Annotated in this window: 23 protein-coding genes; 13 read left to right on the plus strand and 10 right to left on the minus strand. The window is 37.4% G+C overall.

Annotated elements, in window-relative coordinates:
• The first annotated feature begins 6 nt into the window (after positions 1 to 6).
• The 3 genes from FJA49_RS09990 (at position 7) to aqpZ (ending at position 3478) form a co-directional block, all read left to right on the plus strand.
• A complete protein-coding gene (locus FJA49_RS09990; protein ID WP_140000834.1) occupies positions 7 to 1365 on the plus strand; it encodes a sigma-54-dependent transcriptional regulator in 1359 nt (452 codons plus the stop codon).
• A complete protein-coding gene (locus tag FJA49_RS09995) occupies positions 1352 to 2674 on the plus strand; it encodes a sensor histidine kinase (protein ID WP_140000835.1) in 1323 nt (440 codons plus the stop codon). The genes FJA49_RS09990 and FJA49_RS09995 overlap by 14 nt, the downstream gene beginning before the upstream one ends.
• A 96-nt stretch (positions 2675 to 2770) precedes the next feature.
• A complete protein-coding gene (gene aqpZ, locus FJA49_RS10000; RefSeq protein ID WP_140000836.1) occupies positions 2771 to 3478 on the plus strand; it encodes an aquaporin Z in 708 nt (235 codons plus the stop codon).
• A 35-nt stretch (positions 3479 to 3513) separates the two neighbouring features.
• Here aqpZ and FJA49_RS10005 read toward each other — a convergent pair whose 3' ends face one another.
• The 3 genes from FJA49_RS10005 to trmB are packed head-to-tail and all read right to left on the minus strand — an operon-like array spanning position 3514 to position 5157.
• Positions 3514 to 3843 carry an MGMT family protein gene (locus FJA49_RS10005; protein WP_140000837.1) on the minus strand — a complete coding sequence of 110 codons (330 nt, stop codon included), beginning with the start codon at positions 3841 to 3843 and terminating at the stop codon, positions 3514 to 3516.
• 11 nt (positions 3844 to 3854) lie between these two features.
• A complete protein-coding gene (locus FJA49_RS10010; RefSeq protein ID WP_140000838.1) occupies positions 3855 to 4481 on the minus strand; it encodes a LysE family transporter in 627 nt (208 codons plus the stop codon).
• A gap of 1 nt (position 4482) precedes the next feature.
• Positions 4483 to 5157 (minus strand): tRNA (guanosine(46)-N7)-methyltransferase TrmB, encoded by a 675-nt coding sequence (trmB, locus tag FJA49_RS10015; RefSeq protein ID WP_140000839.1) that lies wholly within the window; start codon positions 5155 to 5157, stop codon positions 4483 to 4485.
• Between the two features lie 223 nt (positions 5158 to 5380).
• Here trmB and FJA49_RS10020 point away from each other — a divergent pair, with 223 nt between their 5' ends.
• Positions 5381 to 6439 carry a glycosyltransferase gene (locus FJA49_RS10020; RefSeq protein WP_140000840.1) on the plus strand — a complete coding sequence of 353 codons (1059 nt, stop codon included), beginning with the start codon at positions 5381 to 5383 and terminating at the stop codon, positions 6437 to 6439.
• Here FJA49_RS10020 and FJA49_RS10025 read toward each other — a convergent pair.
• Positions 6413 to 7456 (minus strand): sensor histidine kinase, encoded by a 1044-nt coding sequence (locus tag FJA49_RS10025; RefSeq protein ID WP_140000841.1) that lies wholly within the window; start codon positions 7454 to 7456, stop codon positions 6413 to 6415. The two genes, FJA49_RS10020 and FJA49_RS10025, sit on opposite strands and share 27 nt — an antisense overlap.
• Positions 7456 to 8139: a response regulator transcription factor gene (locus FJA49_RS10030; RefSeq protein ID WP_121375988.1), complete on the minus strand. Its 684-nt coding sequence runs from the start codon at positions 8137 to 8139 to the stop codon at positions 7456 to 7458. The genes FJA49_RS10025 and FJA49_RS10030 overlap by 1 nt, the downstream gene beginning before the upstream one ends.
• A 184-nt stretch (positions 8140 to 8323) precedes the next feature.
• Here FJA49_RS10030 and FJA49_RS10035 point away from each other — a divergent pair, with 184 nt between their 5' ends.
• The 8 genes from FJA49_RS10035 to FJA49_RS10070 all read left to right on the plus strand — a co-directional run bounded on the left by FJA49_RS10035 (position 8324) and on the right by FJA49_RS10070 (position 18309).
• Positions 8324 to 11068 carry a TonB-dependent receptor gene (locus tag FJA49_RS10035; protein ID WP_140000842.1) on the plus strand — a complete coding sequence of 915 codons (2745 nt, stop codon included), beginning with the start codon at positions 8324 to 8326 and terminating at the stop codon, positions 11066 to 11068.
• Between the two features lie 205 nt (positions 11069 to 11273).
• Positions 11274 to 12407, plus strand: a complete 1134-nt coding sequence (locus tag FJA49_RS10040; protein WP_140000843.1) for a hypothetical protein — start codon at positions 11274 to 11276, stop codon at positions 12405 to 12407.
• A gap of 104 nt (positions 12408 to 12511) precedes the next feature.
• Positions 12512 to 12853: a T9SS type A sorting domain-containing protein gene (locus tag FJA49_RS10045; protein ID WP_140000844.1), complete on the plus strand. Its 342-nt coding sequence runs from the start codon at positions 12512 to 12514 to the stop codon at positions 12851 to 12853.
• A gap of 112 nt (positions 12854 to 12965) precedes the next feature.
• Positions 12966 to 13859: a lamin tail domain-containing protein gene (locus FJA49_RS18495; RefSeq protein ID WP_140000845.1), complete on the plus strand. Its 894-nt coding sequence runs from the start codon at positions 12966 to 12968 to the stop codon at positions 13857 to 13859.
• An 89-nt stretch (positions 13860 to 13948) separates the two neighbouring features.
• Entirely contained in the window at positions 13949 to 14737 is a 789-nt protein-coding gene (locus FJA49_RS10055) for a T9SS type A sorting domain-containing protein (RefSeq protein WP_140000846.1), read from the plus strand.
• 269 nt (positions 14738 to 15006) lie between these two features.
• Positions 15007 to 15936, plus strand: a complete 930-nt coding sequence (locus tag FJA49_RS10060; protein ID WP_140000847.1) for a hypothetical protein — start codon at positions 15007 to 15009, stop codon at positions 15934 to 15936.
• 2 nt (positions 15937 to 15938) lie between these two features.
• Positions 15939 to 17231 carry a 3-coathanger stack domain-containing protein gene (locus FJA49_RS10065; protein ID WP_140000848.1) on the plus strand — a complete coding sequence of 431 codons (1293 nt, stop codon included), beginning with the start codon at positions 15939 to 15941 and terminating at the stop codon, positions 17229 to 17231.
• Positions 17232 to 17328: 97 nt separating this feature from the next.
• Positions 17329 to 18309, plus strand: a complete 981-nt coding sequence (locus FJA49_RS10070) for a LuxE/PaaK family acyltransferase (protein WP_140000849.1) — start codon at positions 17329 to 17331, stop codon at positions 18307 to 18309.
• 4 nt (positions 18310 to 18313) lie between these two features.
• On the opposite strand, the gene FJA49_RS10075 is transcribed toward FJA49_RS10070, so the two are convergent.
• From FJA49_RS10075 to tyrS, 3 genes are all read right to left on the minus strand, one after another.
• Complete coding sequence (locus tag FJA49_RS10075; protein ID WP_140000850.1) at positions 18314 to 19744, minus strand: anion permease; 1431 nt, start codon at positions 19742 to 19744, stop codon at positions 18314 to 18316.
• 16 nt (positions 19745 to 19760) lie between these two features.
• On the minus strand, positions 19761 to 20927 hold the full coding sequence (locus FJA49_RS10080; RefSeq protein WP_140000851.1) for a porin: 1167 nt from the start codon (positions 20925 to 20927) through the stop codon (positions 19761 to 19763).
• 186 nt (positions 20928 to 21113) lie between these two features.
• Complete coding sequence (gene tyrS / locus FJA49_RS10085; RefSeq protein WP_140000852.1) at positions 21114 to 22409, minus strand: tyrosine--tRNA ligase; 1296 nt, start codon at positions 22407 to 22409, stop codon at positions 21114 to 21116.
• Between the two features lie 150 nt (positions 22410 to 22559).
• Here tyrS and FJA49_RS10090 point away from each other — a divergent pair, with 150 nt between their 5' ends.
• Entirely contained in the window at positions 22560 to 23552 is a 993-nt protein-coding gene (locus tag FJA49_RS10090; RefSeq protein WP_140000853.1) for an NAD-dependent epimerase/dehydratase family protein, read from the plus strand.
• On the opposite strand, the gene FJA49_RS10095 is transcribed toward FJA49_RS10090, so the two are convergent.
• A complete protein-coding gene (locus FJA49_RS10095; RefSeq protein ID WP_140000854.1) occupies positions 23542 to 23958 on the minus strand; it encodes a DUF4296 domain-containing protein in 417 nt (138 codons plus the stop codon). The genes FJA49_RS10090 and FJA49_RS10095 overlap by 11 nt on opposite strands.
• A 9-nt stretch (positions 23959 to 23967) precedes the next feature.
• Positions 23968 to 25308: a dihydroorotase gene (locus FJA49_RS10100; protein WP_140000855.1), complete on the minus strand. Its 1341-nt coding sequence runs from the start codon at positions 25306 to 25308 to the stop codon at positions 23968 to 23970.
• Positions 25309 to 25321 lie beyond the last annotated feature (13 nt).

Consider the following 25321-nt stretch of genomic DNA (forward strand, 5'->3'; position numbering starts at 1 on the left):
CAGTCGATGAAAAAAACGCAAGCCACAATTTTAGTAATTGATGACCAGGAAGATATTTTATTTGCTTCCAAAATGTTCCTTAAAAAGCATTTTGAGACAATTTATACGTTGAATAACCCTAAAAATATACTTGATACGCTTTCTCAAAATCAAATTGACGTTGTTCTTTTAGACATGAACTACAGAATAGGTTTTGAAGACGGAAGAGAAGGAATTTATCTTTTAAAAGAAATCAAGACTTTTTCACCACAAACTACAGTAATCTTAATGACCGCTTTTGGGAAAGTAGAAACGGCTGTTGAAGGCCTTAAGGCTGGTGCTTTTGATTATATACTGAAACCTTGGGACAATGAAAAGTTGTTGGAAGTTGTAAAAGCCGCTGTTGAAGAAAACCGAAAAGAAAAGAAGAAAATAGCGAAAGCACCTAAGAAAGATTCTTTCTTTATTGGGAGTTCTTCCAACATACAAAAAGCCTATTCTCTGGCAGAAAAAGTAGCAAAAACAGATGCCAACGTTTTGATTCTTGGAGAAAATGGAACCGGAAAATATGTATTGGCAAATCATATCCACCAAAAATCCAATCGAAATACCCATCCGTTTGTTCACGTAGATTTGGGTTCCTTAAACGACAATATTTTTGAAAGCGAACTTTTTGGTTATGCCAAAGGCGCTTTTACGGATGCCAAGAATGATACGCCCGGAAGATTCGAACTGGCTCAAAAGGGAACTATCTTTTTAGATGAAATTGGAAATGTTCCGCTACAATTGCAGGCAAAATTATTACAGGTTATACAAAACAAATCGGTGACACGTTTGGGTGAAGCTAAACCCAGACAATTGGATGTTCGAATAATCACGGCTACCAACATGGATCTCAAACAGGAAGTGAGCCAAAAGAATTTCAGGGAGGATCTTTACTACAGAATCAATACCATGGAAATCACACTACCGCCGGTTCGAGAGCAAAAAGACGATATTGTTCCATTAGCAAAATTCCTACTTGATAGGACGATTGAAAAATATGATCGTGGAGAAATTGTTTTCGACAACCATGCCTTGGCTCAAATGGAAAAACATTCCTGGAACGGAAATGTCCGTGAAATGGAGAATCGCATTGAACGAGCCGTTATTTTGTGCGAAAACAATACGATTACCATTTCCGATCTTGATTTGGATACAATTTCCATAATAGAAGGTAATGATGATGTGCAACTTTCCGATGTTGAAAAATCTGCTATTGAAAAAGTCCTGCAAAAGAACAATTTCAATATCAGCAAATCTGCCGATGAATTGGGTCTTTCAAGGGCCGCACTCTACAGAAGAATGGAAAAATATAAAATAGATAATCCAAATGGCAACGAATAGAAATACCGTATTATTATTGCGATTCTGCATTATTCTGGCAGGCATCATCATTTGTTTTTTCTTATTTCAGAAAGGACTTTTTTATACTGCTGTCTTCCTGTTTTTTATCGTATTTCTTCTTATGCTGGAATTGTTTTCAGCAATAAAAAACATGTTTTTGTTCTACGACAAAACCATACAAGCTATATTAAACAATGATTTTTCTGCCGATTTTTCAAAGCATGCTTCCTTCGAGAATTACAAAACGCTTTTCAAGCTATATGACAGCCTGAAGGTAAAACAAAACGAGCACGTTTCTAAGGATCTGGTTTATCGTTCCATCTTGAACAATATAGAAACAGGCGTATTGATTTTAGAAAAAGAAAACGAAGACTGGGGCATTTTTTTGATGAACGATTATTTCTCAAATCATTTTCAGGTGCCAAAAGTTTCAAAATGGCATTATTTGAAAAACCAATTGCCTTCGCTTTGTACGATCATTGAAGAAAGAGATTTTCAGGAAATAAAAACATCATTACAGATTAGCATAAACAAACAGGCTTCGCAGACCTTCATTCTTCAGGCCTCCAAAACAAAAACCTTCGACAGAGAGTATTATATCATATTGCTTGATTCCATACAAAAGGTAATTGAGAAAAAAGAAAAAGAAGCCTGGATCAACCTGATGAAAGTCATCTCACACGAATTGATGAACTCAATCACGCCTATCCGATCACTTACACAAAATCTGAACGAACTGATGCAGCAGGAAGATCTGTCAAAAGAAGATCTGGAAGATATCAGGCAAAGCGTTACGACCATCATCCACAGAAGCGACCATTTGCAAAATTTTGTAGAAAGTTATCGCAAACTCGCCATGCTACCTACGCCAAACAAAGAAACAATAGATTTAGAACCTTTGCTTGAAAACACTTTACAGGTCATGGCTCCACTTTTTAAGAAAGGAAACATTAGCGTAAAAAATACGATTGAATCAAACAGACGAATAAAGGCCGATAAACTTCAAATCGAACAAGTTCTGATTAATTTGCTGACCAATAGTATTTATGCTCTTGAAGACAGAAATGAAAAAGAAATTGAAATCATTTGTGAAGAAAAAAACGCACGGACTTTTATTACCATATCCGATTCCGGAATGGGTGTAGATCCTGCCATAGAAGAAAAAATCTTCCTGCCTTTTTTTACCACCCGCATAGAAGGAGCAGGCATTGGGCTTACCTTATCAAAAAACATAATCGAAGCTCATGGTGGCTATCTCAGTCACAGTACTGAAAATGGGCGAACCAGCTTTACCATTTGCCTATTGTAGAATTATTACGACAATTTTATCAAAAAACTCACCATAATTAACAATAACTTGTTTTTTATCCTAAATTTGTGTTAATTAACTTAATAATTTACAACTATGAAAAAATTATTTGCTGAGTTTTTTGGAACATTTTGGTTGGTTTTTGGAGGTTGCGGAAGCGCTTTGTATGCTGCTGGAATTCCTAACCTGGGAATTGGTTTTGCCGGAGTCGCATTGGCTTTCGGACTTACAGTACTGACAATGGCTTATGCTGTTGGACATATATCCGGAGGGCATTTTAATCCGGCTGTTTCTTTTGGACTTTGGGCCGGCGGAAGATTTCCAGGAAAAGATCTGATTCCGTATATTCTTTCACAAGTTGTTGGAGGAATCGCAGCGGCAGCAGTCTTATATCTGATTGCTTCCGGAAAAGAAGGTTTTGCAATTGACCCAACAAAGGCCGGAGCTTTTGCAGCAAATGGTTTTGGAACTTTATCTCCTGAAGGCTATTCCTTAGAAGCGGCTTTCATAGCAGAACTACTCCTGACCTTTTTCTTCCTGATTATAATTCTTGGTGCGACAGATAGATTTGCAAACGGAAAATTTGCCGGAGTTGCAATCGGACTTGGACTGACCTTGATTCACCTTATCAGTATTCCAATAACGAATACTTCTGTAAACCCTGCAAGATCAACTTCTCAGGCACTCTTTGTTGGAGGTGAATATATTTCACAACTATGGCTGTTTTGGGCTGCTCCTATTCTGGGCGCTATTCTTGCCGGATTTGCGTATAAATTCTTGCTTCAGAATAATGATGAAGCTTAAAATAAAAAAGGCGGGGAATTTCCCCGCCTTTTTTATTATCTTAATTCAATTGCCGGATCCCAGAAATGTTTCTCAAAATCCACAACTTGATTGTCTATAACTTCAATACCTTCATTCTCCAAAAGTTGCTGCATTAGGTTTGTACCGTCAAAATGGTGCTTTCCTGATAAAAGACCAACACGGTTTACTACTCTATGTGCTGGAATATCATCATTGTTATGCGATGCATTCATTGCCCAGCCCACCATTCTCGCTGATCCGGAAGAAGCCAAATACTTTGCAATCGCTCCATAAGAAGTAACTCTGCCGTAAGGAATTTGCTTTGCGACTTCATAAACTCTCTGGAAAAAATTTTCTTCTTTCATCTCTGGAAAATTTAATTCCTAAAAATCTTAATCAGGTTGATAATTGCCACCAATCCTGTAACCGATCCTAAAAAGTAATTCATGTTTTCCATCATCCAATTTGTCTTATGCTCAATTTTCTTGAAGAAAACGATATACAGATAAAAAATTGAAAAAGAACCCACCACAACTCCCATAACAAACATCCAAATCAAGGTAGGTGTGAATTGTAGATAGCCATTATTCGCCAGAGTAATGCTCACAAAAACATAATAGGGTATCGGAAAAAAATTTAATGCGGACAACAGCATTCCAAGAAAAAACCTCCCAGTTTTTGTCCTGATTTTGCTATCTTCTTCTTTTAGTTTTGGCTTTTTTGCAATAAAAAAGAAATAAATCGTAAGCAAGGCAAACAATACCAGTCCGATTTCCTGAAGCAGGTAAATAATATCCGGCCTACTGTTAATGAATTTTGCAAATGCAACCGCAATGTAAGTCTGAAAAAACACAACAACCGTTGCACCTACAGCAAAAGAAACCGCACGCGAACGGCCATCACGAACACTAATCTTAGCAGCCGTCATGTTTATTAGCCCCGGAAGAGCAATTCCAACAGCCGATAGAAAAATTCCCCACAACAGCGCCATTGCAATTGCCATATTATTTTATTTTAAATCTAATATAGGTAATTGCCTTATTAATCTCCAAATATTGTTTCTCATAAAATGTCTGGATGCTTGTCACTTCCTCTGGGCTTCCTTCATTTTTGTAAACGTTATGATTCGCATACAAAACTTCATGCCCTTCTCCATGCAGCAATCCAAGCGTATAGCCGTGCATAAACTCGCTATCTGTTTTCAGATTTACGACACCGTCCGGCTTTAATATTTTTTTATAGAGTTGCAGGAATTCTGAATTGGTCATCCTGTGTTTTGTTCTCTTGTATTTGATTTGCGGATCCGGAAAAGTAATCCAGATTTCATCTACTTCATTTTCTCCAAAAACATAGTCGATCAATTCAATCTGCGTTCTTACAAAAGCAACATTGTGCATACCTTCTTCAACGGCAGTTTTTGCACCACGCCAGAAACGGGCACCTTTGATATCGATTCCTACAAAGTTTTTATTTGGATATTTTTCTGCCAATCCAACGGAATATTCTCCTTTTCCACAGCCTAATTCCAGAACAAGCGGATTGTCATTTTTAAAAAAAGAGGCGTTCCATTTTCCTTTCAAAGGAAATTCGCCGCCCACTACTTCTTCTCTAGTCGGCTGAAAAACATTACCAAAAGTGGCGTTCTCTTTAAATCGTTTTAGCTTATTTTTACTTCCCACGGCTTAATTTAAAATTTTGGTAAAATTAAGGAAATATATAAGAACTGAATTACTTTTATCTTGCTTCAAATTTAATTCCGGATTTGAAGCTACAATTTGGGCTTTTATCATCAATTGTAACCGTTCTTTTTTGCCAACTTTATAAAATGAACTGGCAAAAAACTAAGCAGAAGCCAGACAGTATTGACTATTTTTAAACTTTTAACAGCAGGATCGAAAAGCCATGTCTTCAAAAAAAATATTAGTGGCTCCATTAAATTGGGGCCTGGGTCATGCCACAAGATGCATTCCTATTATAGAAGCTCTTGAAAATAACGGCTATATTCCGATTATAGCTTCCGATGGAGTTGCGCTGCAAATGCTCCAAAAAGAATTTCCGCACCTGCAAAGCCTGGAACTGCCATCTTACCACATCGAATATGCCAAAAATGGCGCCTTTTTTAAATGGAAAATGATCAAGAATTCCCCAAAAATGATTGATGCTATTCTCCAAGAGAAAAAGACCATCCGCCAATGGATTGATGAATACGATATTGCCGGAATTATTTCAGACAACAGACTTGGCGTGTACTCCAAAAAAATACCTTCTGTTTTTATTACGCATCAGCTAAATGTATTGACCGGAAACACAACATGGATTTCCAGCAAAGTACATCAGCATATCATTAAAAAATTCAATCAGTGCTGGATTCCTGATGTTGAAACCAAACCCAATCTTTCTGGAAAATTAGGCCATCTTGAAAATCCGGAAGAGAACATAAAATATATTGGCCCGTTAAGCCGACTTCACAGAAAACCAACCGATAAGAAGTACGACCTGATGGTCATCTTATCAGGACCTGAGCCACAACGAGGCATGCTTGAAGCCCAGCTAACCCAGGAAATGGGGCAATTCAAAGGAAAAGTAGTTTTTATCAAAGGAAAAATTGAGCCTGAACAAAAAATTGAGCAAGTAAGCAATGTGACGTATTACAACTTCATGAATACGGAGCAGCTGGAAAACACATTCAACGAAAGCGAAATTGTGCTATGCCGTTCCGGATACACTACAATTATGGACCTGGCACAGCTTGGAAAAAAAGCATTTTTTATCCCGACTCCGGGACAATACGAACAAGAATATCTTGCCAAAAAATTAAAGAAAGAAGGATTGGTTCCTTTTGCGAAACAAGAAGATTTCAAGATTGAAAATCTTTTGGAAATCGACCTGTTTAAAGGATTGAAAAACTTTGGAACCGCAATAACCTGGAATAAGTTATTTTGTCTTTTCGAGGGTAAATGAAAATTCTGATCCTTTACCTACCTGACTCTCGACATAGATTTTTTCGTCGTGAGCCTCAATAATATGCTTTACGATAGAAAGACCCAATCCTGAGCCGCCTTCACTCCTGGCGCCACTTTTGTCTATTCTGTAGAAACGCTCAAAAAGTCTTGGGATATGCTGTTTTTCGATACCGTCGCCATTATCCATAATGCGGACAATGACTTTATTGTTGACAAGATCTTCAACACTAACTTCGGTAGTACCATCTTCTTTACCGTATTTTATGGAATTGACGACAAGGTTTGTAACTACTTGTTGAATCTTTTCCTTGTCGCCATATACATAAATAGGTTTTACATATTTCAAATCGAACATCAGTAAGATGTTTTTCTCAGATGCTTTCATCTCCAGCAAATCGAAAACATTTTGTATGACTTCCAAAATATCAAATCGTGTATTCACCAGATTCAATTCACCAGCTTCCAATTTCGTAATCATATCCAAATCCTGCACGATATAGATTAGTCTTTCGACTCCTTTCTCGGCACGCTGAAGGTATTTTTTACGAATGGTTTTGTCTTTCATTCCGCCATCCAAAAGCGTTGAAAGGTAACCTTGCACGGTAAATAATGGTGTTTTTAACTCATGGGATACATTTCCGATAAATTCTCTTCGGTATTCTTCACGGACTTTCAGAGTTTCGATTTCAAGTTTTTTATCGGTGGCGAATTTTTTCACCTGCTTGGTCAGCGTAGCCATATCGGTAGTAATAGGCTGCGATCTGAAATTAGTAGATTCGAGGAGTGAAACATCATCATAAATCTTTTTCACTCTTCTGTAGATAAATCTTTCTACGCGGTATTGTAAAACGAAGAAAGAGAAAACAGCAATGCACAAAGCAAAAATAAGGCAGAACTTCCAAGAAAAATCAAAAAACAGGCTAGTAAGAATTCCCACCATTCCGGTAGAGAAAAAGGTAATATACAGCGATGATTTTACCGCAAAACGGTATGTTTTCTTGAAACTTACGGACATTAAACTTCTAATTTATAGCCAACTCCTTTTATGGTTTTGAACAATTCTTCTCCGATTTTTTCTCTTAATTTTCGGATGTGGACATCAATGGTTCTTCCGCCAACGATTACTTCGTTACCCCAAACTTTGTCCAGAATTTCTTCTCTTTTGAATACTTTTCCAGGTTTAGATGCCAATAGGTAGAACAATTCAAATTCTTTTCTTGGCAATATGATTTCTTTTCCGTCCTGGATAATCTTGTATTCTTCTCTGTTGATTTCGATACCACCCACATTTAGGGTTTCCGAATTTTGTTCTTCCTCTTTTAACCTTCTTAACAGCGATTTTACTTTGCTTACCAACAATTTTGGCTTAATTGGTTTAGAGATATAGTCATCAGCTCCGGCATCCAGTCCAGCTACTTGCGAATAATCTTCGCTTCTTGCTGTTAGAAACGTAATAATTACGTTGCTTAGCTCAGGCAGCTTTCTGATATTTTCACAAGCTTCCATTCCATCCATTTCCGGCATCATCACATCCATGATAATTAGGTGCGGCAACTCCTTTTTAGCCTTGAGTATTGCCTCTTTCCCATTGCTGGCCGTTACAATTTGATAGCCTTCTTGTGAAAGATTGTATCCTACAATTTCGAGGATATCTTGCTCATCATCAACCAATAAAATCTTAATGTCTTTCTTTTTCATCTTTAGGAAAAAATTTGCGTTTAGCGGTTGTAAATGTAAATATAAAACAAAAGGATTACATGTGTTAACTGTAATTTAATATCGTAACAATTTAGTAAAGTTAATGAAACTTAAAAGTAACAAGTCGCTAACATCAGCTTTACAAAACGACCGTTCCTTTGCGCAAATTTAAACAACACACACAATGAAAATTAAATTATTATTCATCACTTTACTGCTTAGCACTCTTGGTTTTGCACAAAGCAAAAGTACGATTTCAGGAGTAATTACTGATAAGGATTTGAATAACGAAACGTTGCCGTTCGCAACAGTCACTGTTAAAGGAACAACTACTGCAGCCCAAACGGATATCGATGGGAAATATACTTTAACTGTAAAACCGGGAACTCATGTACTGGTTTTTGCCTTTTTAGGTTATGAGTCGCAAGAAGAAACTGTAACGATTAAGGCAGGCGAAACAAAAACGGTAAACAAAGCATTAAGTTCCGGAAGTGTGACATTAGAAGATGTCGTAATTGAATCGGTACAAAGCAGAGAAAAAGAAACTGCTTTGCTTATGGAGCAACAAAAGGCGGTAAATATCACACAAAGTATCGGAGCGCAAGAATTGGCACGTAAAGGTGTAAGCAATGCTGCGGCAGCTGTAACTAAAGTTACGGGTATTTCAAAACAAGAAGGAAGCAGCGGTATTTTTGTTCGTGGATTGGGAGACAGATACAACAGTACTACTCTAAACGGACTTCCATTGCCTTCAAACGAGCCAACCAATAAAAACGTTGCATTGGATCTTTTCTCTACTGATGTAATCCAGTCTGTAGGCGTAAGCAAAACATATTATCCAGATTCTTATGGTGATGTAGGCGGTGCTAACATAAACATCGTTTCAAAAGAACACAATGGAAAAGGAAAATTAAACATTGAAATTGGAAGCGGCTTAAACAACAATGCTTTTAATACCAATTTTAAAGTTGCGGATGGAATTCAAAAGTCTGGTTTTTACAATGTAAAAAAACCAAACAGCGTTACTACTTACCAATTCCAAAACAGATGGGTTCCTAACTTAGAAAATCACCCTGTTGATATCAACTTTGGAATTAATGGAGGAACTAGCTTTAACATTGGAGAAGAAAGCAAATTGAACATTTTTGCAACGGCTTCTTTTGAAAATGGCTACAACCTTAAAAAAGGATCTCAGAGAAACATTGGAAATACAAATGACAACATCATTGAAGATTTCTATAATGTGAATAAATACGAGTATGTTACAAAAACAACCGGAATGGTGAATCTTGCTTATAAGATAAATTCAGATCACTCTTTAAAATTAAACAGTGTTTTTGTAAACTCATCTAAAAGTGACGTTAATGAATATGACTTTTTCAATGAAAACGGCACAAACAGTTTTACAAGACAGACAATTACTGAGCAAAACAAATTATTCGTAAATCAGCTTTTAGGAAAAAATGCTCTAAGCGACAGATTAGAACTTAACTGGGGTGGATCTTACGGAATCGTAAATTCTGACATGCCGGATAGAATCACAAGTACATTGCTTGAAGGAATAAATGGATTTACATTCAATACCAACTCACAGTCTACAAACAACAGATATTTCCAATCGCTTAAAGAAAATGAAGTAGCTGCAAAAGCTGTTTTTTCATACAAGCTTTTCAAAGGCGAAGGACAAGACTATAAAGGAAAACTTTCTTTTGGATACAATGGAAAAATGAAAACCAGAGATTTTGAAGCAACACAATTCAACTTCAGAATCAACGGAAGTGTTAATACATCAGAAAGCACAATCGATGATTTCTTGAATGGCACTAATCAGTCAAACTCAACTAACATCGACAATACGTTCAAAATCCTAACTTCAAGAAATGCTGGAAGTCTTAAACCGTTTACTTATTCAGCAGATTTAGACGTACACTCTGGATTGGTTAATTTTGAATATTCTCCATCAGAAAAATTGACGTACACTGTTGGTGTTAGAGCTGAAAAAGTATTGCAAACAATGAAATGGGATACAAACATTTCATTACCAAATGTAAACTTTGATGATGCAAAAATTGATGAATTGTACATTCTTCCAGTAGCTACTTTAAAGTACAGCTTAAACGACAAACAAAATCTTCGTGCAGCCGTTAGTAAAACATACACATTGCCTCAGTTCATTGAAAAAGCACCTTTTAGATTTGAAGTAGTTGGAGAAAGTACTGTTGGTAATGCCTTTTTGAATCCATCAGACAATTATAATGTTGACATCAAATGGGAAATGTTCCCTAACAAGGAAGAATTGATCTCTATTACCGGTTTTGGAAAATACATCGTTGACCCAATCAGTAAAGCACGTTTGAATTCTGCTTTGAACGATAACACTTTCGTAAATGCAGGAGATAATGCTTTTGTTGTTGGAGCTGAATTTGAGGTTCGTAAAAACATCTGGAATGTTGAAGACAAGCAAAATTTATCAGCAGGTTTCAACTTTACCTATATGTATTCTGAGCAAAAACTAGATTCTGAAAAAGTTGCTTCTGAAACTAACAACACTGTCAGCGTAAGTTTTAACGACAAAAAAGACGGATTGCAAGGAGCATCTCCTCTTTTAGTAAATGCTGATATTACGTATAGAATTGAAAGCGGAACATTTAAGCCAACCATTTCATTAGTTGGAAACTATTTTCATGACAGAATCTACTCTCTTGGTAACATCCAAACTGGTGGAAACGTAATGGAAAAAGGAATCCCTACTCTTAACCTTATTTCAAGCGCTGCAATTGGTGATCGTCTAAACATCAGTTTCAATGTTAAAAACCTTTTGGATAGCAAAATTGAAAGATACCAGGAGAATGCACAGGGAGATGCTACTACTTATTCCTTTAAAACAGGACTTGATTTTAGCTTAGGAATCAAATACAATCTATTTTAAAAAATACACATTGCAATTAAAAAAGGCTGTCTTGTTATGAGACAGCCTTTTTTAATTTGCGCAAGCTAAAGACCTAAATCAGAGTAACATTAAATTTACAATTATTCTATTTTAAAATAAAGATTAGATAATACTTGCTTAACTGCATTGACAATCCCTCTCGCCATATTTGCACAACTAAATAAACAACATAATATTTTAGAAAATGAAAAAACTAGTATTTAGCCTAGCTATCTTAGGTACACTTTTTACAGGTTGTTCAAGTGACGACAGTAACGACGGTCCAACTGTTCCAGAAACAGGCATCTTGAGTGGTAACATTACACAGAACATGACGCTTAATGCAGGAACACTTTACACTTTGAGAGGTTCTACTTATGTTAAGCCAGGAGTTACATTAACAATACCTGCAGGAACAAAGATCGAAGCTGATGCTTCATTTGAAGAAGTTGCTTTCTTAGCAGTTGAAAAAGGAGCTAAGATTATCGCTCAGGGAACTGCTGCTAATCCAATCGTATTCACATCTAACAGCGCTAACCCAGCTCCACAAGATTGGGGAGGACTTGTAATTTGTGGTAACGCAATAACAAACTTAGGAACAAACGTAACTGCAGAGGTTACAGGATTGACTTATGGTGGTACTAATCCAGCTGATAACTCAGGTATACTTTCTCACATCATTGTAAAATATTCTGGTAACCTAATCAATGAGGATGCAGAATTCAATGGAGTTACTTTCTACGCTGTAGGTTCAGGAACAACTGTAAACAACATTTTAGTTTATCAAGGTTCTGATGACGGTTTCGAATGGTTTGGTGGTTCTGTAAACGCTACTAACTTGGCTGCTATCGGATGTCAGGATGATTCTTTTGACTGGACTGAAGGATGGAACGGAACTGTTTCTTACTTATATTCTGATCAATCGTCTGCAACAGGTCTTTCTGCTGACAGCCGTGGTATAGAAGCTGACAACAACCAAACTAACCCACTTTTGGCTCCAATTTCTAACCCAACATTGAGCAATGTAACCCTTATTGGAAGAGGACTTGCAAATGTACCTAAAGAAGGTGGAATGTGGTTGAGAAGAGGAACTTATGCTACTATCTCTAATGTTTACATTGCTAACTTCAGCAGTACAGCTTCTGGATCAGGTTTTGGAATTAACTTTGATGGAACTGATTCTCAAAATTACTTCACAGCACATCCATTAAGCAACATCACAATCACTGGTGTAACTACAGCAAGTAATATGGCTGCCGGATTCAACGCTACAACTACAGCTACAGGAGCCGGAAACGGAGCTACTAAGCCAAGTTGGATGAACTGGATGGGTCTATAATATAAAGATTTAAATCTGACAAAAATGCCTTTCGTTTGAAAGGCATTTTTTTTGGTATAATTATTGAAATATCTTTTATATATTTACAATACCAAATCTAGGCGATGGCTAAAAAATACTTTTATACTATCTTTTTCTTCCTGTTCCTTTTCTCTGCAAGAGTTTCTGCTCAAGAGTCAAGGCCGGCTACTAACGGAAAAACGCAGGAAAGTACCATTGAAGGATTGAGTTTTTACCCAAATCCTGTCAGTAATGGTAAGATTTATATTACTTCAAAATCAACTTTAGACAAGGAAATCGCCATTTATGACGTACTTGGCAAAAAAGTTTTACAGTCTGTTGTGACCTCAAAAGAGCTTAATGTTTCCTCTCTTTCACCAGGCGTTTATATCATAAAAATTAAAGAAGGTGACGCAACTGCTACTAGAAAGCTAATAGTCAAATAGTTGCAATCCAGCTTAAATTTTACATTTAACCATAAATTTACACAGATATTTTTGTCTCTGACAAATAGTTCCTATCTTTGCAGTACATTTTTATAACAAAAAACAAGTTAACATGAAAAAACTTTACATTTTATTATCTGTTGCTTTTGTATCAGTTTCGGCTTCTGCACAAGTAGTTATTAGCCAAGTTTATGGTGGTGGTGGAAATAATGGAGCAGTATACACGAACGACTTTATTGAATTATACAATAGAGGAACGGCTCCTCAAAGTTTAAATGGCTGGTCTGTTCAGTATGCTTCGGCTGCAGGTACATCATGGGCTGTTCAAACTCTTCCAAACGTTACAATACAACCTGGAAAATATTATTTAATTCAGCAAGCAGCTGGAACAACTCCAGTTTTAGCTTTGCCAACTCCGGATTTAGATGGTGTAACATGTGGTTGTACAGTTTCTGGTGGAGCAAGCCCAGCTCCAATACCTGGCTTTGCAATGGCTGGTACTAACGGTAAAGTTATCTTAGTAAACACAACTGTTGCTGAAGCTACTGCTAATCCAACTGGTTCTCAAATAATTGACAAAGTAGGATACGGTAGTGCAAATGGTTTTGAAGGATCTGCTGCGACTGCTGTATTAACAAACTCTACAGCTGCAATCAGAAACAACAATGGTTGTGCAGACACAAATGATAATGCTGCTGATTTCACAGTTGCTGCACCAGCTCCTAGAAACTCTGCAACAGCTGCTAACACTTGTAGCTTAGGAGTTAAAGATAACGACATCGCTGGACTTAAAGTTTATCCAAACCCTGTAACAAACGGAAAATTATTCATCACTACAGATTCAAATGTTGAAAAAACAGTTGCTATCTATGATGTATTAGGAAAACAAGTAGTAAACACTAAAGCTACAGATTTTGTAAGTGTTTCTAACCTAAAAGGTGGTGTTTATATCGTTAAAATCACTGAAGAAGGAAAAACTGCTACAAGAAAATTAGTTATCAAGTAATTAGTTTCTTTCAAAATAATATAGAGCATCCCAATTGGGATGCTTTTTTTTTGTATTATTGCCTCTTAATCTAAAAATATAACAAAAACATGAGGAAATTTTACATTTTATTACTGGCGGTTTCTTTTGGAAATGGCTATTCACAAACAACCATATTTACAGAAAATATGGGAGCCCCAACAACAACGACAGCCATAGCAGCACATACCTTTCAAAATAGCAGCCCGATACTTTTTTCAGGAACGGCAGACATGAGAAATTCGACTCCTTCTGACACCTATGCAGGCGCTTCTGGGAACGGATGTGTTTTTCTAGGAGGAACTACTCCTGCAAAAACTTTTATCATTGAAGGAATAAACACTCTTAATTATTCTGATATGGTTTTATCCTTTGGTCATCAAAAAGGCACCAATGCAGGAAGCAATGAATTGACAGTAAACGTAAGTACAGACGGAACAACATGGACACCTCTAACTTATACACGACCAACCGGAAGCGGAACCTCAGTCTGGACTTTAATTACGGCTTCTGGCACAATTCCAGCTACATCCAATCTGAGAATAAAATTTGAAAACCCTATCTCAAATATCGGATTTAGGATTGATGATGTTAAGCTAACAGGAAATGCATTAGGTGTTAAAGAAAACAATATCGCTGGGCTTAAAGTTTATCCAAACCCTGTAACAGACGGAAAACTATTCATCACTTCAGATGCTAACATTGAAAAAACAGTTGCCATCTACGATATTTTAGGAAAACAAGTAATAAACACTACAGCTACTGATCAAGTAAATGTTTCTAATCTAAAAGGTGGTGTTTATATCGTTAAGATAACAGAAGAAGGAAAAACTGCTACAAGAAAATTAGTTATTAAATAATTAATCCTTTCTCACAAAATAAAAAAGGCATCTCATTCGAGATGCCTTTTTATTTCAATAATCGCAAAATGAAATCATCAATCTAATTTTCAATGGCATTTTGAACAAATACAACCAAACGTTAAAATTTCTCTCTCAAAACTTTCCAATATTATTTTAAACCAAGTTTTTAAATTTAAATAACAAATTATCTCATTTACAGCATATTAAATATTTTTTTATAATACAAATAGTGTTAATTTTAGGTTAAACCTTAAATCACTAGTATTATGAACTTAACAAAAACCCTATGTGCAGGATTCCTGCTTGGCGGAATCTTTTCTGCAAATTCGCAAAATGTCGCTTCGACTAACTTATTAACCAGCGGAGGCCTCGATGCAGGAACCGTTGAAAAAGAAAATGCTTTTTACGGCTATCAGGCCGGACGCTTTACCGAAAATGCTTACAATTCATTTTTTGGGCATTTGGCAGGCGCTAAAAATGTCTCAGGAGATACTAACTCCTTTTTTGGACATCAGGCCGGAATCAATAATGGCATAGGTAGTTCGAATACCTTTATAGGTGCCAGCGCCGGATCTTATAATTATGAAGGAAGGCATAACGTTTATGTAGGATATGCCAGCGGAACGTCAAATCAAGGAAATACCAATACTTTCATTGGAGCCTACTCGGGTGCAAAAGCGACAGGAGAAGGCAATGTTTTAATTGGAAGCTATGCGGGTTATGGTGAAACAGACAGCAATAAGCTCCATATCAATAATGCTTATAATGTAACGCCATTAATTTGGGGTGATTTCTCAAAATACCTCATCAAATTAAATGGGAAAGTAGGTATTGGAAATGATTTCGGAGCATTCCCAAATTTCGCAGGAGGATTAAACATTTCGCATTACAGACTGATTGTAGAAGGCGGTATCCTTACTGAAGAGGTGAGAATCAACCTGCAATCTGACTGGGCTGATTACGTTTTCACTGAAGACTATAAACTGAAATCATTGGAAGAAGTAGAAAAATACATTGAAAGCAATGGCCATTTGCCAAACGTTCCTTCTGCCAAACAAGTAAAAGAGGAAGGAATTGAATTGGGAGAAATTGCAAAAATCCAACAAGAAAAGATTGAAGAACTTACGTTGTATCTGATTCAACAGAACAAAGAAATTAAGGAATTAAAAGAGATGGTGAAAAACTTAAAACAATAAATGTGGAAAATCTATACAAAAAACCAAAAATATGGCAGATTATCCTCTTTTGTTTTTTAGCAGGCTCTTTTCATTCAGAGCTACATTCTCAAGAACAGATTATATGGGATAATGTGCCGGTAAATACGACGGGCATTACTGCAACGTATTCTGGCGGAACCTTAAATGTAATGGCTACCGGATCAGGATTGAACATGGTGTTCTACAGCATTCCTACCAATCCTACCGTATTTCAGACAACAGGCGCATGGAATAATGCTCCATCAAAGGATTTGACATTCACTTTCCCGGAAAAAGTAATAATAACCCGCTTTCGTGTATATGACATCAATTACGGAAACTGGAACGACTCCTTTAGCTTTTCAAACATTACATTCAGTGGAGTGACTGCATCTGCCGGATGCTGCGCTACGACAAGTGGCGTTACAGTATCGGCCGGTACGCCACCCAATACGGATGTTCATTGGTTGTGCTCTAATCCGATAGACAACTTTACAATAAATTACGCCAATACTAACGGAACAACTCATGCTTATCTGTTTTACACAATGGAAGTCCTACGGCTACCGTCAATAGGAACATTATGCTATAACAGTATTCCTCCTGCACTTCCGGCAACTTTAGGCAATAATATCCAAGGCACTTGGAGTCCGGCTACTATCAATACGAGCGTAGTGGGAACAACACAATATTTCTTTACGCCAAATCCCGGACAGACTATTCAATGTCCCGTATCAATAGACGTTACCGTATTGCCTTCCGGACAACAAAACTGTTGTGTTCCAGACATAACATTAACCTCACCAGGTGATGATGTTGCTTTCGGAAATCAGGACAATAGGGAAACATCAAATACGATTACGGCTCACAATACGATTAATTCGGGAGCTGTAGGAATATATCATGCGAAAAATTCCATTACGCTTAAAAAAGGCTTTTATTCTGCAAATGGCTCAAGATTTAGAGGCTATATACAAGGTTGCTCAGGCACATTTGTGGGAAGGCAACCAGCATCGGCAGACACCAAAGATGTCCAAAAGCTAATAACAGACACCAAAGTCCCACAAAAATTGCTTTTGTATCCAAACCCTGCTACGCAAAAAGCAACGATAGAATACGACCAGCCTATCCGAAACATTCTGGTTACTTCTATTGATGGAAAAACCATGCTATCAAAAGAGCTAGATGCAAACTCTTTTGATATTGACCTTTCCAATTATAAAAACGGAATGTATATCGTTACCGTACAAACCGGAGACGGAAGAACAATTACATCCAAGCTGGTCAAAAAATAGTTTAAAACAAAACTGTATTATTTTTCACCCCGATATGGAATAAAATCCTATCGGGGTTTGTTTTTAAAATAATTACCTTTGTCAAAAACAATTCCCATTGATTCCAGCGTCAGACATATTCAGTATTTCCAACAATAAGCAGTTTGAAAAAATAGCCCTGAAAGTATTCCGATTCCAATACGACAACAATAGCGTATATCGTGAATTCTGCCAGTTTTTGAATGTTGAAAAGCAGCAGGTAAAATCATTAGAGCAGATTCCTTTTTTGCCAATACAATTTTTTAAAAGTCACGAGGTTTTATCATCTCAAGAAAAAATTCAGGAAACTTTTACAAGTTCTGGAACAACGGGAATGTCAACAAGCAGGCATCTTGTTACCGATATCACTTTATACGAAGAAAGCTATCGGAAAGGGTTCTCGCAATTTTATGGGAATATTGAAAATTATGCAGTGCTTGCCTTGCTTCCATCCTATTTGGAAAGAGAAGGCTCTTCGCTTATTTATATGGTTGACGACCTGATTAAGCTGTCCAACCATCCGGAAAGCGGTTTTTACCTCAGCAATTATGATGACCTGATTCAAAAACTGCTTCAGCTTGATGAAGCCGGAGAAAACATAATCCTAATCGGTGTGACCTACGCCCTTCTCGACCTGATTGAGAAGCAAAATTTCCAATTGAAAAATACAATCATTATGGAAACCGGAGGCATGAAAGGAAAACGCAAGGAAATGATTCGGGAAGAACTTCACGAACTGCTTTGTAAAGGATTTGGAGTCGATGCCATCCATTCTGAATATGGAATGACAGAACTGCTGTCACAAGCCTATTCTCTTGGTAACGGAATCTTTGAATGCCCAAACTGGATGCAAGTACTTATTCGCGATACCGAAGATGCACTATCGTATATTGAAGATGGAAAAACCGGTGGAATAAATGTAATTGATCTCGCCAATATCAACTCCTGTTCTTTTATTGCCACGCAAGATCTGGGTAAAAAACAACCCAACAATTCATTTGAAGTATTGGGTCGTTTTGATAATTCAGATATTCGTGGATGCAACCTTATGGTACTCTAGCGGTTTAATAATAACCGATAACTTTCATCCACAGGCCTCCAACTACCATATAAATTATGAGCATGATTACGCCAGTAATCAGACCTTTTGTCCACCAATTCTTGATATCTACAAATCCGCTTCCGAAGAAAACCGGTGCCGGGCCATGTCCGTAGTGTGTCAGCGTTCCATAAAACGATCCGCAGAATCCTAACATAAATGCCAACAGCAGTCCCGGAATTCCTATGGAAACTCCAACTCCTAATAATGCAGCATACATCGCAGCAACATGAGCCGTAGCACTCGCAAAAAGATAATGGCTCAGGAAATAGACAATCATAATGACCGGAAAGGCAATCTGCCAACTCAGGTCTCCGATTTTAGTCTTTATCAATTCACTAAACCAACCTATAAAACCCAGCTCATTGAGAGAACTGGCCATCATTACCAAAACTGCAAACCACACGATGGTATCCCAGGCTCCTTTTTCTGCTTTGACATCTTCCCATGTAAGCACAGATGTCAATAGCAAAAGCACCAACCCAAGAAAAGCTGTCGTAGTGGCATCAATACCGAATAAATCTCCGGTAATCCATAAAAACAGTAATACTGCAAAAGCCAAAAGCATCAGCCATTCGTTTTTTGTAACCGGCCCCATTTCTGCTAACTTTTGTTTGGCAAGCGCTGGCGCATCTCCTGTCTTTTTCAACTCAGGAGGATATACTTTATATAAAACCAAAGGAATCACAAAAAAAGCAACAAGGCCTGGTACAATTCCGGCAATTGCCCAAGACATCCATGTAATACGAATGCCCAAATCTGCAGCAAATTTTTGACACATTGGGTTACTTGCTGTTCCGGTCAGAAACATAGAAGAAGCAATCAGGTTCATATTATAACTATTCAGCGTAAGAAACGAGCCTAGTTTTCTATGTGTTTCAGGCTTGTCAGGAACCGAATCAAAACTTATGGACATGGATTTCATAATTGGATAAATAATTCCGCCTCCACGGGCCGTATTACTTGGAATTGCAGGTGCCAAAGCCAAATCAGCCAAACCCAATCCGTAGGCGAGTCCTAAAGAACTTTTCCCAAAAACCCTTACGAAAAGATAGGCAATCCTATTACCGAGTCCGGTTTTGATAAATCCTCTTGCAATAAAAAATGAAATTCCAATCAGCCAGATTACCTTATCGCCAAAGCTTCGAAGCGCAAGGGAAATTGATTTTGAAGGATTGCCGGGAGCCAAAACACCGCTCAATGCAACAGCAGCTATAGCCATCATACACATCGTTCCCATACTAGCAGCCTTGAGAATTATTCCCAAAATTGTAGCAAGAAAAATTGCCAGTAAATGCCATGCTTCCGGTTTTACTCCTTCCGGAACAGGAGAAAGCCAAATCGCCGCACCAAATAGCACGGTAATGGCCAAACGGGAGAGTTTTATTTCTTTCATGATAAATATATTTTAGCTAAAAACGACTTTGGACTTGAAGAATAAACAGCTTGTTATCATAGGTAGGAGTATCTGGAACATTCCTTTTATAATCGTCTATCTGCATGGCCAGCTGTATACGGGCATTGTAGCTTTTTAAAAATTCAAAGCTCAGCATAGGCAACCATGTTTGTCTTAGATTGGAATTGACCCTATAACTGGAATCCAGATATTCATAGCGGCAGGAAAATTCTATAGAACTTAATCTTCTGTATTGAATTTCATACCTCAAATTTGGAAGAAAATAAAACCCTCTTGTCTGATATCTATTCAGAGCATATAACCTTTCTGCAGGCAGCATATTGAAAAACAGATTATGGTTTGTACCCTGTTTCGCTTCAAGTTGCAACTCTAACAAAAATTTCTCTGACAAGTGGAAATCGGAAGTAACATCAAAACCCACGGCATAGACATCTTTATGGAAAACCTGTCCTAATCCTCCGTTTAAACCCAGATTGACATTATTTTTCTCAGACAATCGAAAAAGAAACCGACCAGCATATTGCTTACCGTTGTCTTTATCATTGTTTTGGTTTCTTCCATTTCCGTTAAATACGGTAAGACCGTATTGAATAGGCATCCTTCCAATAGAATCTCTTACCGAAACAGAAGCTCCAATCTGGAAACTCTCCCAACCATTATTCCCGAATTCATAATATTGGTTTGAAAAATCAATAGATTTGACAATATCAATCGGGTAGGTATTTTCAAGTCCGAAAAAGGGTCTGAACTGCCCAGCCGTCAAACTTATCTTATCACTCAGCTTATAGGAAATATAAGCATTTTCCAACACCTTGTTTTTGGGGTCGGATTTAAAGTCTGCGAGATTGACCGACATCGTTACATCAGTACGATCACTAATGATTGCCTTTACCTGTAAACGGCCCCGTTTGACAAGAAATGAATTACTCACTTCTTCTCCATCAGAATGATGCAGTCCATTAATATCCACATCGGTATTCAGGCTAGCAGCATATTGCCCTTGAAAAAGTCCTTTAACTGAGAACTTAGGATAGGTTGTGGCTTCTTTTTTTTCGTTTTCATCCACCTGAGAAGTTTGCGAGAAAACACCGTCCGATGCTAGCAGACAAAAAAGAAAACTGGCTTTCAAAATAGTATTTTGAAAATGTCTAGATATATCCATAGTCTTTGAATTAGCTGAAACAAGATAATTTTTGGGGATCTCTTTGAAATCCAACTATTGACTATTGTATTACAAACATCGTTTGTAATCCTTTTCTCAAATTTAAGAAATATTCTGATATATTTAACATTTATAAATAAAAAAAGGAGACCGTGAAGTCTCCTTTAATTAAGTTATATGAAACGCTTAGACAGCTCTTATCACAAAATAATTTTTCTTTCCTCGTTGTAAAAGGATAAATTGACCGTTAATCAGATCTTTTGATGAAACCTGAGATTCTTCGGTTACCTTTTCTCTATTTACAGATATTGAGTTTTCAGATAAGGCTCTTCTCGCCTCTCCATTCGATTTTAAAAATCCTGTCTTTTCATTCAGTAATGAAACAATATCGATTCCGTTTTCGATGTCTCCTTTTGCAACTTCTGCCTGTGGAACTCCATCAAAAACTTCAAGGAAAGTAGCTCCATCCAGTTGCTTTAAATCTTCTGAAGTTGCATTTCCAAACAAAATGTTTGATGCCTGGATTGCTTTTTCCAATTCTTCTCTGCTATGAACAAAAACCGTGATTTCTTCTGCTAGTTTTTTCTGAAGAATACGCAAATGTGGCGCCTGTCTGTGCTCTTCAATCAAAGCCTCAATAGTATCTTTATCCAGGAATGTGAAAATCTTGATGTATTTTTCTGCATCTGCATCGGTTGCATTAACCCAGAATTGGTAGAATTTATATACCGAAGTCTTGTCTGCATCCAACCAGATATTTCCGCCTTCTGATTTACCAAACTTTGAACCGTCAGCTTTTGTAATCAGCGGAGTCGTCAGAGCATACGCTTTTGCATTTTCACCACCCATTCTTCGTACCAATTCTGTCCCGGTTGTAATATTACCCCATTGGTCAGAACCGCCCATTTGCAACAGACAGTTGTAGTTTTTATATAAATGATAGAAATCGTATCCTTGGATTAATTGATAGGTAAATTCTGTAAACGACATACCTTCTCCTTCTCCACTGAATCTCTTTTTTACAGAATCTTTTGCCATCATGTAGTTTACCGTGATACGTTTTCCTACTTCGCGGGCAAAATCAATAAATGAAAACTCTTTCATCCAATCATAGTTATTAACCATGAGAGGAGCATTTTTACCTTCAGTACCAAAATCCAGAAAACGCGACAATACGCTTTTGATTCCGGCTACATTTTTGGCCAATGTTTCTTCATTTAACAGGTTTCTTTCATCAGATTTTCCAGATGGATCTCCAATCATTCCTGTAGCACCGCCTACCAAAGCAATTGGCTGGTGCCCGAAATTCTTTAGATGAACAAGGAGAATGATTTGAACCATGCTTCCAATATGCAATGAGTCTGCTGTAGGGTCAAATCCGATATAGGCAGCCGTTGCTTCTTTAAGCAATTGTTCTTCTGTTCCGGGCATGCTATCATGATACAGCCCTCTCCACTTTAATTCTTCAACTAAATTTTTCATTTTTCTATTAATTTGCGCAAAGATAAGGGTATTGAAGTAATTAGAAAATCCGAATGACTCTCATTTCTAATTTATTTGCACACAATCCAAAAGAAATTGTAGCTTTATCATTCTGGCACATTATTGAACAATCTCCTTATATTTGCAACTATGGTTTTAGTAACAGGCGCTACCGGATTAGTAGGTTCACATCTTTTGCTCCTTCTTCTTGAGAATGGAGAAGAAGTGAGGGCACTCTACAGGAATGAAAAAAACATACAGCAAACAAAGGCGCTTTTTGAATGGAAAGACCGGTTGGCTCTTTTTGAGAAAATAAACTGGATACAAGGTTGCCTTACCGACATTCCTTCCCTTGAAAAAGCATTTGAGAGTATTGATTATGTATACCATTGTGCTGCGTTTATTTCTTTTAATCCGGACGATGAAGAACAGCTACGCAAGACAAACATTGAAGGCACGGCAAATATCGTTAACCTGTGTCTGGCTTATCAGGTCAAAAAACTTTGCTATGTGAGTTCTATTGCAGCATTGGGCGACCTTCAGGGACACGAGACTGTTATTACGGAAGAAACCGAATGGAATCCGGAAATACCCCGAAGTGATTATGCCATATCCAAATTTGGCGCTGAAATGGAAGTATGGCGCGGACAGCAAGAAGGACTTCCTGTTGCTATTGTGAATCCAGGCATTATACTCGGACCCGGTTTTTGGAACAGTGGAAGTGCCGAAATATTCCAGCGAATAAAAAAAGGGTTGAAATATTATACAGAAGGTTCTACAGGATTTGTAACCGTAGAAGATGTGACAAGATCCATGTATCAGCTCATGAAAAGCAATATCCAGAAAGAACGCTTTATCCTGGTTACGGAAAGCATTACTTACCATAGACTCTCAGATCTTATTGCAACAGCATTGGGCAAAAAAAAACCATCCGTATATTTAAAACCTTGGGTAACAGGACTGGCATGGAGAATCGATTGGCTGATTTCTACACTTTTTTTCAAAAAGAGAATGTTATCGAAAGCAACTGCCATCTCACTGCACACGCAATCTGAATTTGACAACTCTAAAATAAAAAATGCCCTCAATTTTGAATTTGAGGACATTCCTAATTATATCTCTAAAGTCTCCGTTACTGTTTAGCGCTATCTTTATTTGCCTTAACCATATTACTCCTTTCTATGGTTTTAGTTGTATCCGCTTCTTTGCTTAGCTGGCTGTCAATACGCATCTTTTCTTCTCCTACCAACTTGCTGATATCTTCATACATTTTCGCGTATTCCTTGATGTTTTCGACAGCATAATACTGGTCGCTTTTTGCAAACTGAAGACTGTCGATTTTATATTTTTTATAAACATAGGTTGCCGGATTGATGCCATTGGAATCCAAAGCTGCCGGACTGACGCCTTTAATTCCTTGAAGCAAGGAAAGATCGTAGATAATCTGCTTCATCTTATCTCTCGGAATAAGATTAGCAGGTTCTTCAATTGCCTTTTGCTGACAGGATGCCATACTTAGCAAAACCAACAATAAAAAATACTTTTTCATACCCTTTTATTAACGGTCAAATTCCAATCGCATTCCCGGATGTACATCTTTCACCTTGAAATTATTATAGACCAGTTCTCCATTTACAAATGTATGGGTTATTCTCGACTTAAAGGTATATCCTTCAAATGGCGACCAGCCACATTTGTATAGGATATTTTCTTTTTTAACGCTCCATGGCAAACCGGCATTGACAATCGCCAAATCAGCATAATAGCCTACCTTAACAAAACCTCTCTTTTCGATTTTGAAAATTTTTGCAGGATTATGGGCCATTTTTTCTACGATTTTCTCAACAGAAATTTTTCCCTGATGAAAAGCTTCAAACATGGCGACAACCGCATGCTGCACAAGAGGCCCACCAGAAGGTGCTGATGTATATGGATTTTTCTTTTCTTCTAAAGTATGTGGAGCATGGTCAGTAGCAATGACATCAATTCTGTCATCAAGCAAAGCTTCCCAAAGCGCATCTTTATCCGCTTGGGTCTTTACGGCAGGATTCCACTTAATCAGGCTGCCTTTTTTGTCATAATCCTCATTGGTAAACCAAAGATGATGTATACAAGCTTCAGCAGTAATCTTTTTCTCTTCTAAAGGAATCTTATTGGTAAAAAGCTTCATTTCTTTCGCAGTCGAAAGATGGAAAACATGCAGTCTTGCTCCTGTTTTTTTAGCCAATTCTATCGCTTTGGAAGACGATAAATAACACGCTTCTTCACTTCGAATCAGATGATGAAATTTCATAGGAATGTCATCACCGTACTCTTCTTTGTATTTTGCAAGATTATTTTTAATTGTAGTCTCATCTTCGCAATGTACAGCAATCAGCAAAGGAGTACTAGAAAAGATTTTTTCCAAAACCTCTTCATTATCCACAAGCATGTTTCCTGTAGAAGACCCTAAAAATATTTTTAGTCCGGCTACTGTTTTTGGGTTTACTTTCAGTATTTCGTCCAAATTATCATTGGTCCCACCAAACATAAAAGAATAGTTTGCTACCGATTTTTCGGAAGCAATCTTAAATTTATCTTCAAGTAACTCAATAGTTGATGCCTGAGGATTTGTATTGGGCATTTCGATAAAAGAGGTAATCCCTCCTGCAACAGCTGCACGCGATTCCGAAGCAATATCCCCTTTATGTGTTAGGCCAGGCTCACGAAAATGCACCTGATCGTCAATGGCTCCCGGAATCAAATAATTCCCTTCGGCATTGATGATTTTTGTTGATGATGATTTTGCGCTGATAGTTTCCGCAATTTCAACAATAAATTCGTTTTCAATTAAAACGTCTCCTTCAAAAATAGTCCCCTCATTTACTATTTTGGCATTCTTAATCAAAACACTTTTCATCTTTCTTTTCTTT

Source organism: Flavobacterium microcysteis (assembly GCF_006385255.1).
Classification (GTDB): domain Bacteria; phylum Bacteroidota; class Bacteroidia; order Flavobacteriales; family Flavobacteriaceae; genus Flavobacterium; species Flavobacterium microcysteis.

Coding starts and splice junctions, on each gene's coding strand:
- FJA49_RS10025 (WP_140000841.1), bottom strand. CDS start 7,456: ATGTCCGTAAGTTTCAAGAAAACATACCGTTTTGCGGTAAAATCATCG.
- FJA49_RS10100 (WP_140000855.1), bottom strand. CDS start 25,308: ATGAAAAGTGTTTTGATTAAGAATGCCAAAATAGTAAATGAGGGGACT.
- FJA49_RS10010 (WP_140000838.1), bottom strand. CDS start 4,481: ATGGCAATTGCAATGGCGCTGTTGTGGGGAATTTTTCTATCGGCTGTT.
- FJA49_RS09990 (WP_140000834.1), top strand. CDS start 7: ATGAAAAAAACGCAAGCCACAATTTTAGTAATTGATGACCAGGAAGAT.
- FJA49_RS09995 (WP_140000835.1), top strand. CDS start 1,352: ATGGCAACGAATAGAAATACCGTATTATTATTGCGATTCTGCATTATT.
- FJA49_RS10095 (WP_140000854.1), bottom strand. CDS start 23,958: ATGAAAAAGTATTTTTTATTGTTGGTTTTGCTAAGTATGGCATCCTGT.
- FJA49_RS10090 (WP_140000853.1), top strand. CDS start 22,560: ATGGTTTTAGTAACAGGCGCTACCGGATTAGTAGGTTCACATCTTTTG.
- FJA49_RS18495 (WP_140000845.1), top strand. CDS start 12,966: ATGAAAAAACTTTACATTTTATTATCTGTTGCTTTTGTATCAGTTTCG.
- FJA49_RS10005 (WP_140000837.1), bottom strand. CDS start 3,843: ATGAAAGAAGAAAATTTTTTCCAGAGAGTTTATGAAGTCGCAAAGCAA.
- FJA49_RS10040 (WP_140000843.1), top strand. CDS start 11,274: ATGAAAAAACTAGTATTTAGCCTAGCTATCTTAGGTACACTTTTTACA.
- FJA49_RS10080 (WP_140000851.1), bottom strand. CDS start 20,927: ATGGATATATCTAGACATTTTCAAAATACTATTTTGAAAGCCAGTTTT.
- FJA49_RS10045 (WP_140000844.1), top strand. CDS start 12,512: ATGGCTAAAAAATACTTTTATACTATCTTTTTCTTCCTGTTCCTTTTC.
- FJA49_RS10055 (WP_140000846.1), top strand. CDS start 13,949: ATGAGGAAATTTTACATTTTATTACTGGCGGTTTCTTTTGGAAATGGC.
- aqpZ (WP_140000836.1), top strand. CDS start 2,771: ATGAAAAAATTATTTGCTGAGTTTTTTGGAACATTTTGGTTGGTTTTT.
- FJA49_RS10060 (WP_140000847.1), top strand. CDS start 15,007: ATGAACTTAACAAAAACCCTATGTGCAGGATTCCTGCTTGGCGGAATC.
- tyrS (WP_140000852.1), bottom strand. CDS start 22,409: ATGAAAAATTTAGTTGAAGAATTAAAGTGGAGAGGGCTGTATCATGAT.
- FJA49_RS10020 (WP_140000840.1), top strand. CDS start 5,381: ATGTCTTCAAAAAAAATATTAGTGGCTCCATTAAATTGGGGCCTGGGT.
- FJA49_RS10035 (WP_140000842.1), top strand. CDS start 8,324: ATGAAAATTAAATTATTATTCATCACTTTACTGCTTAGCACTCTTGGT.
- FJA49_RS10075 (WP_140000850.1), bottom strand. CDS start 19,744: ATGAAAGAAATAAAACTCTCCCGTTTGGCCATTACCGTGCTATTTGGT.
- FJA49_RS10030 (WP_121375988.1), bottom strand. CDS start 8,139: ATGAAAAAGAAAGACATTAAGATTTTATTGGTTGATGATGAGCAAGAT.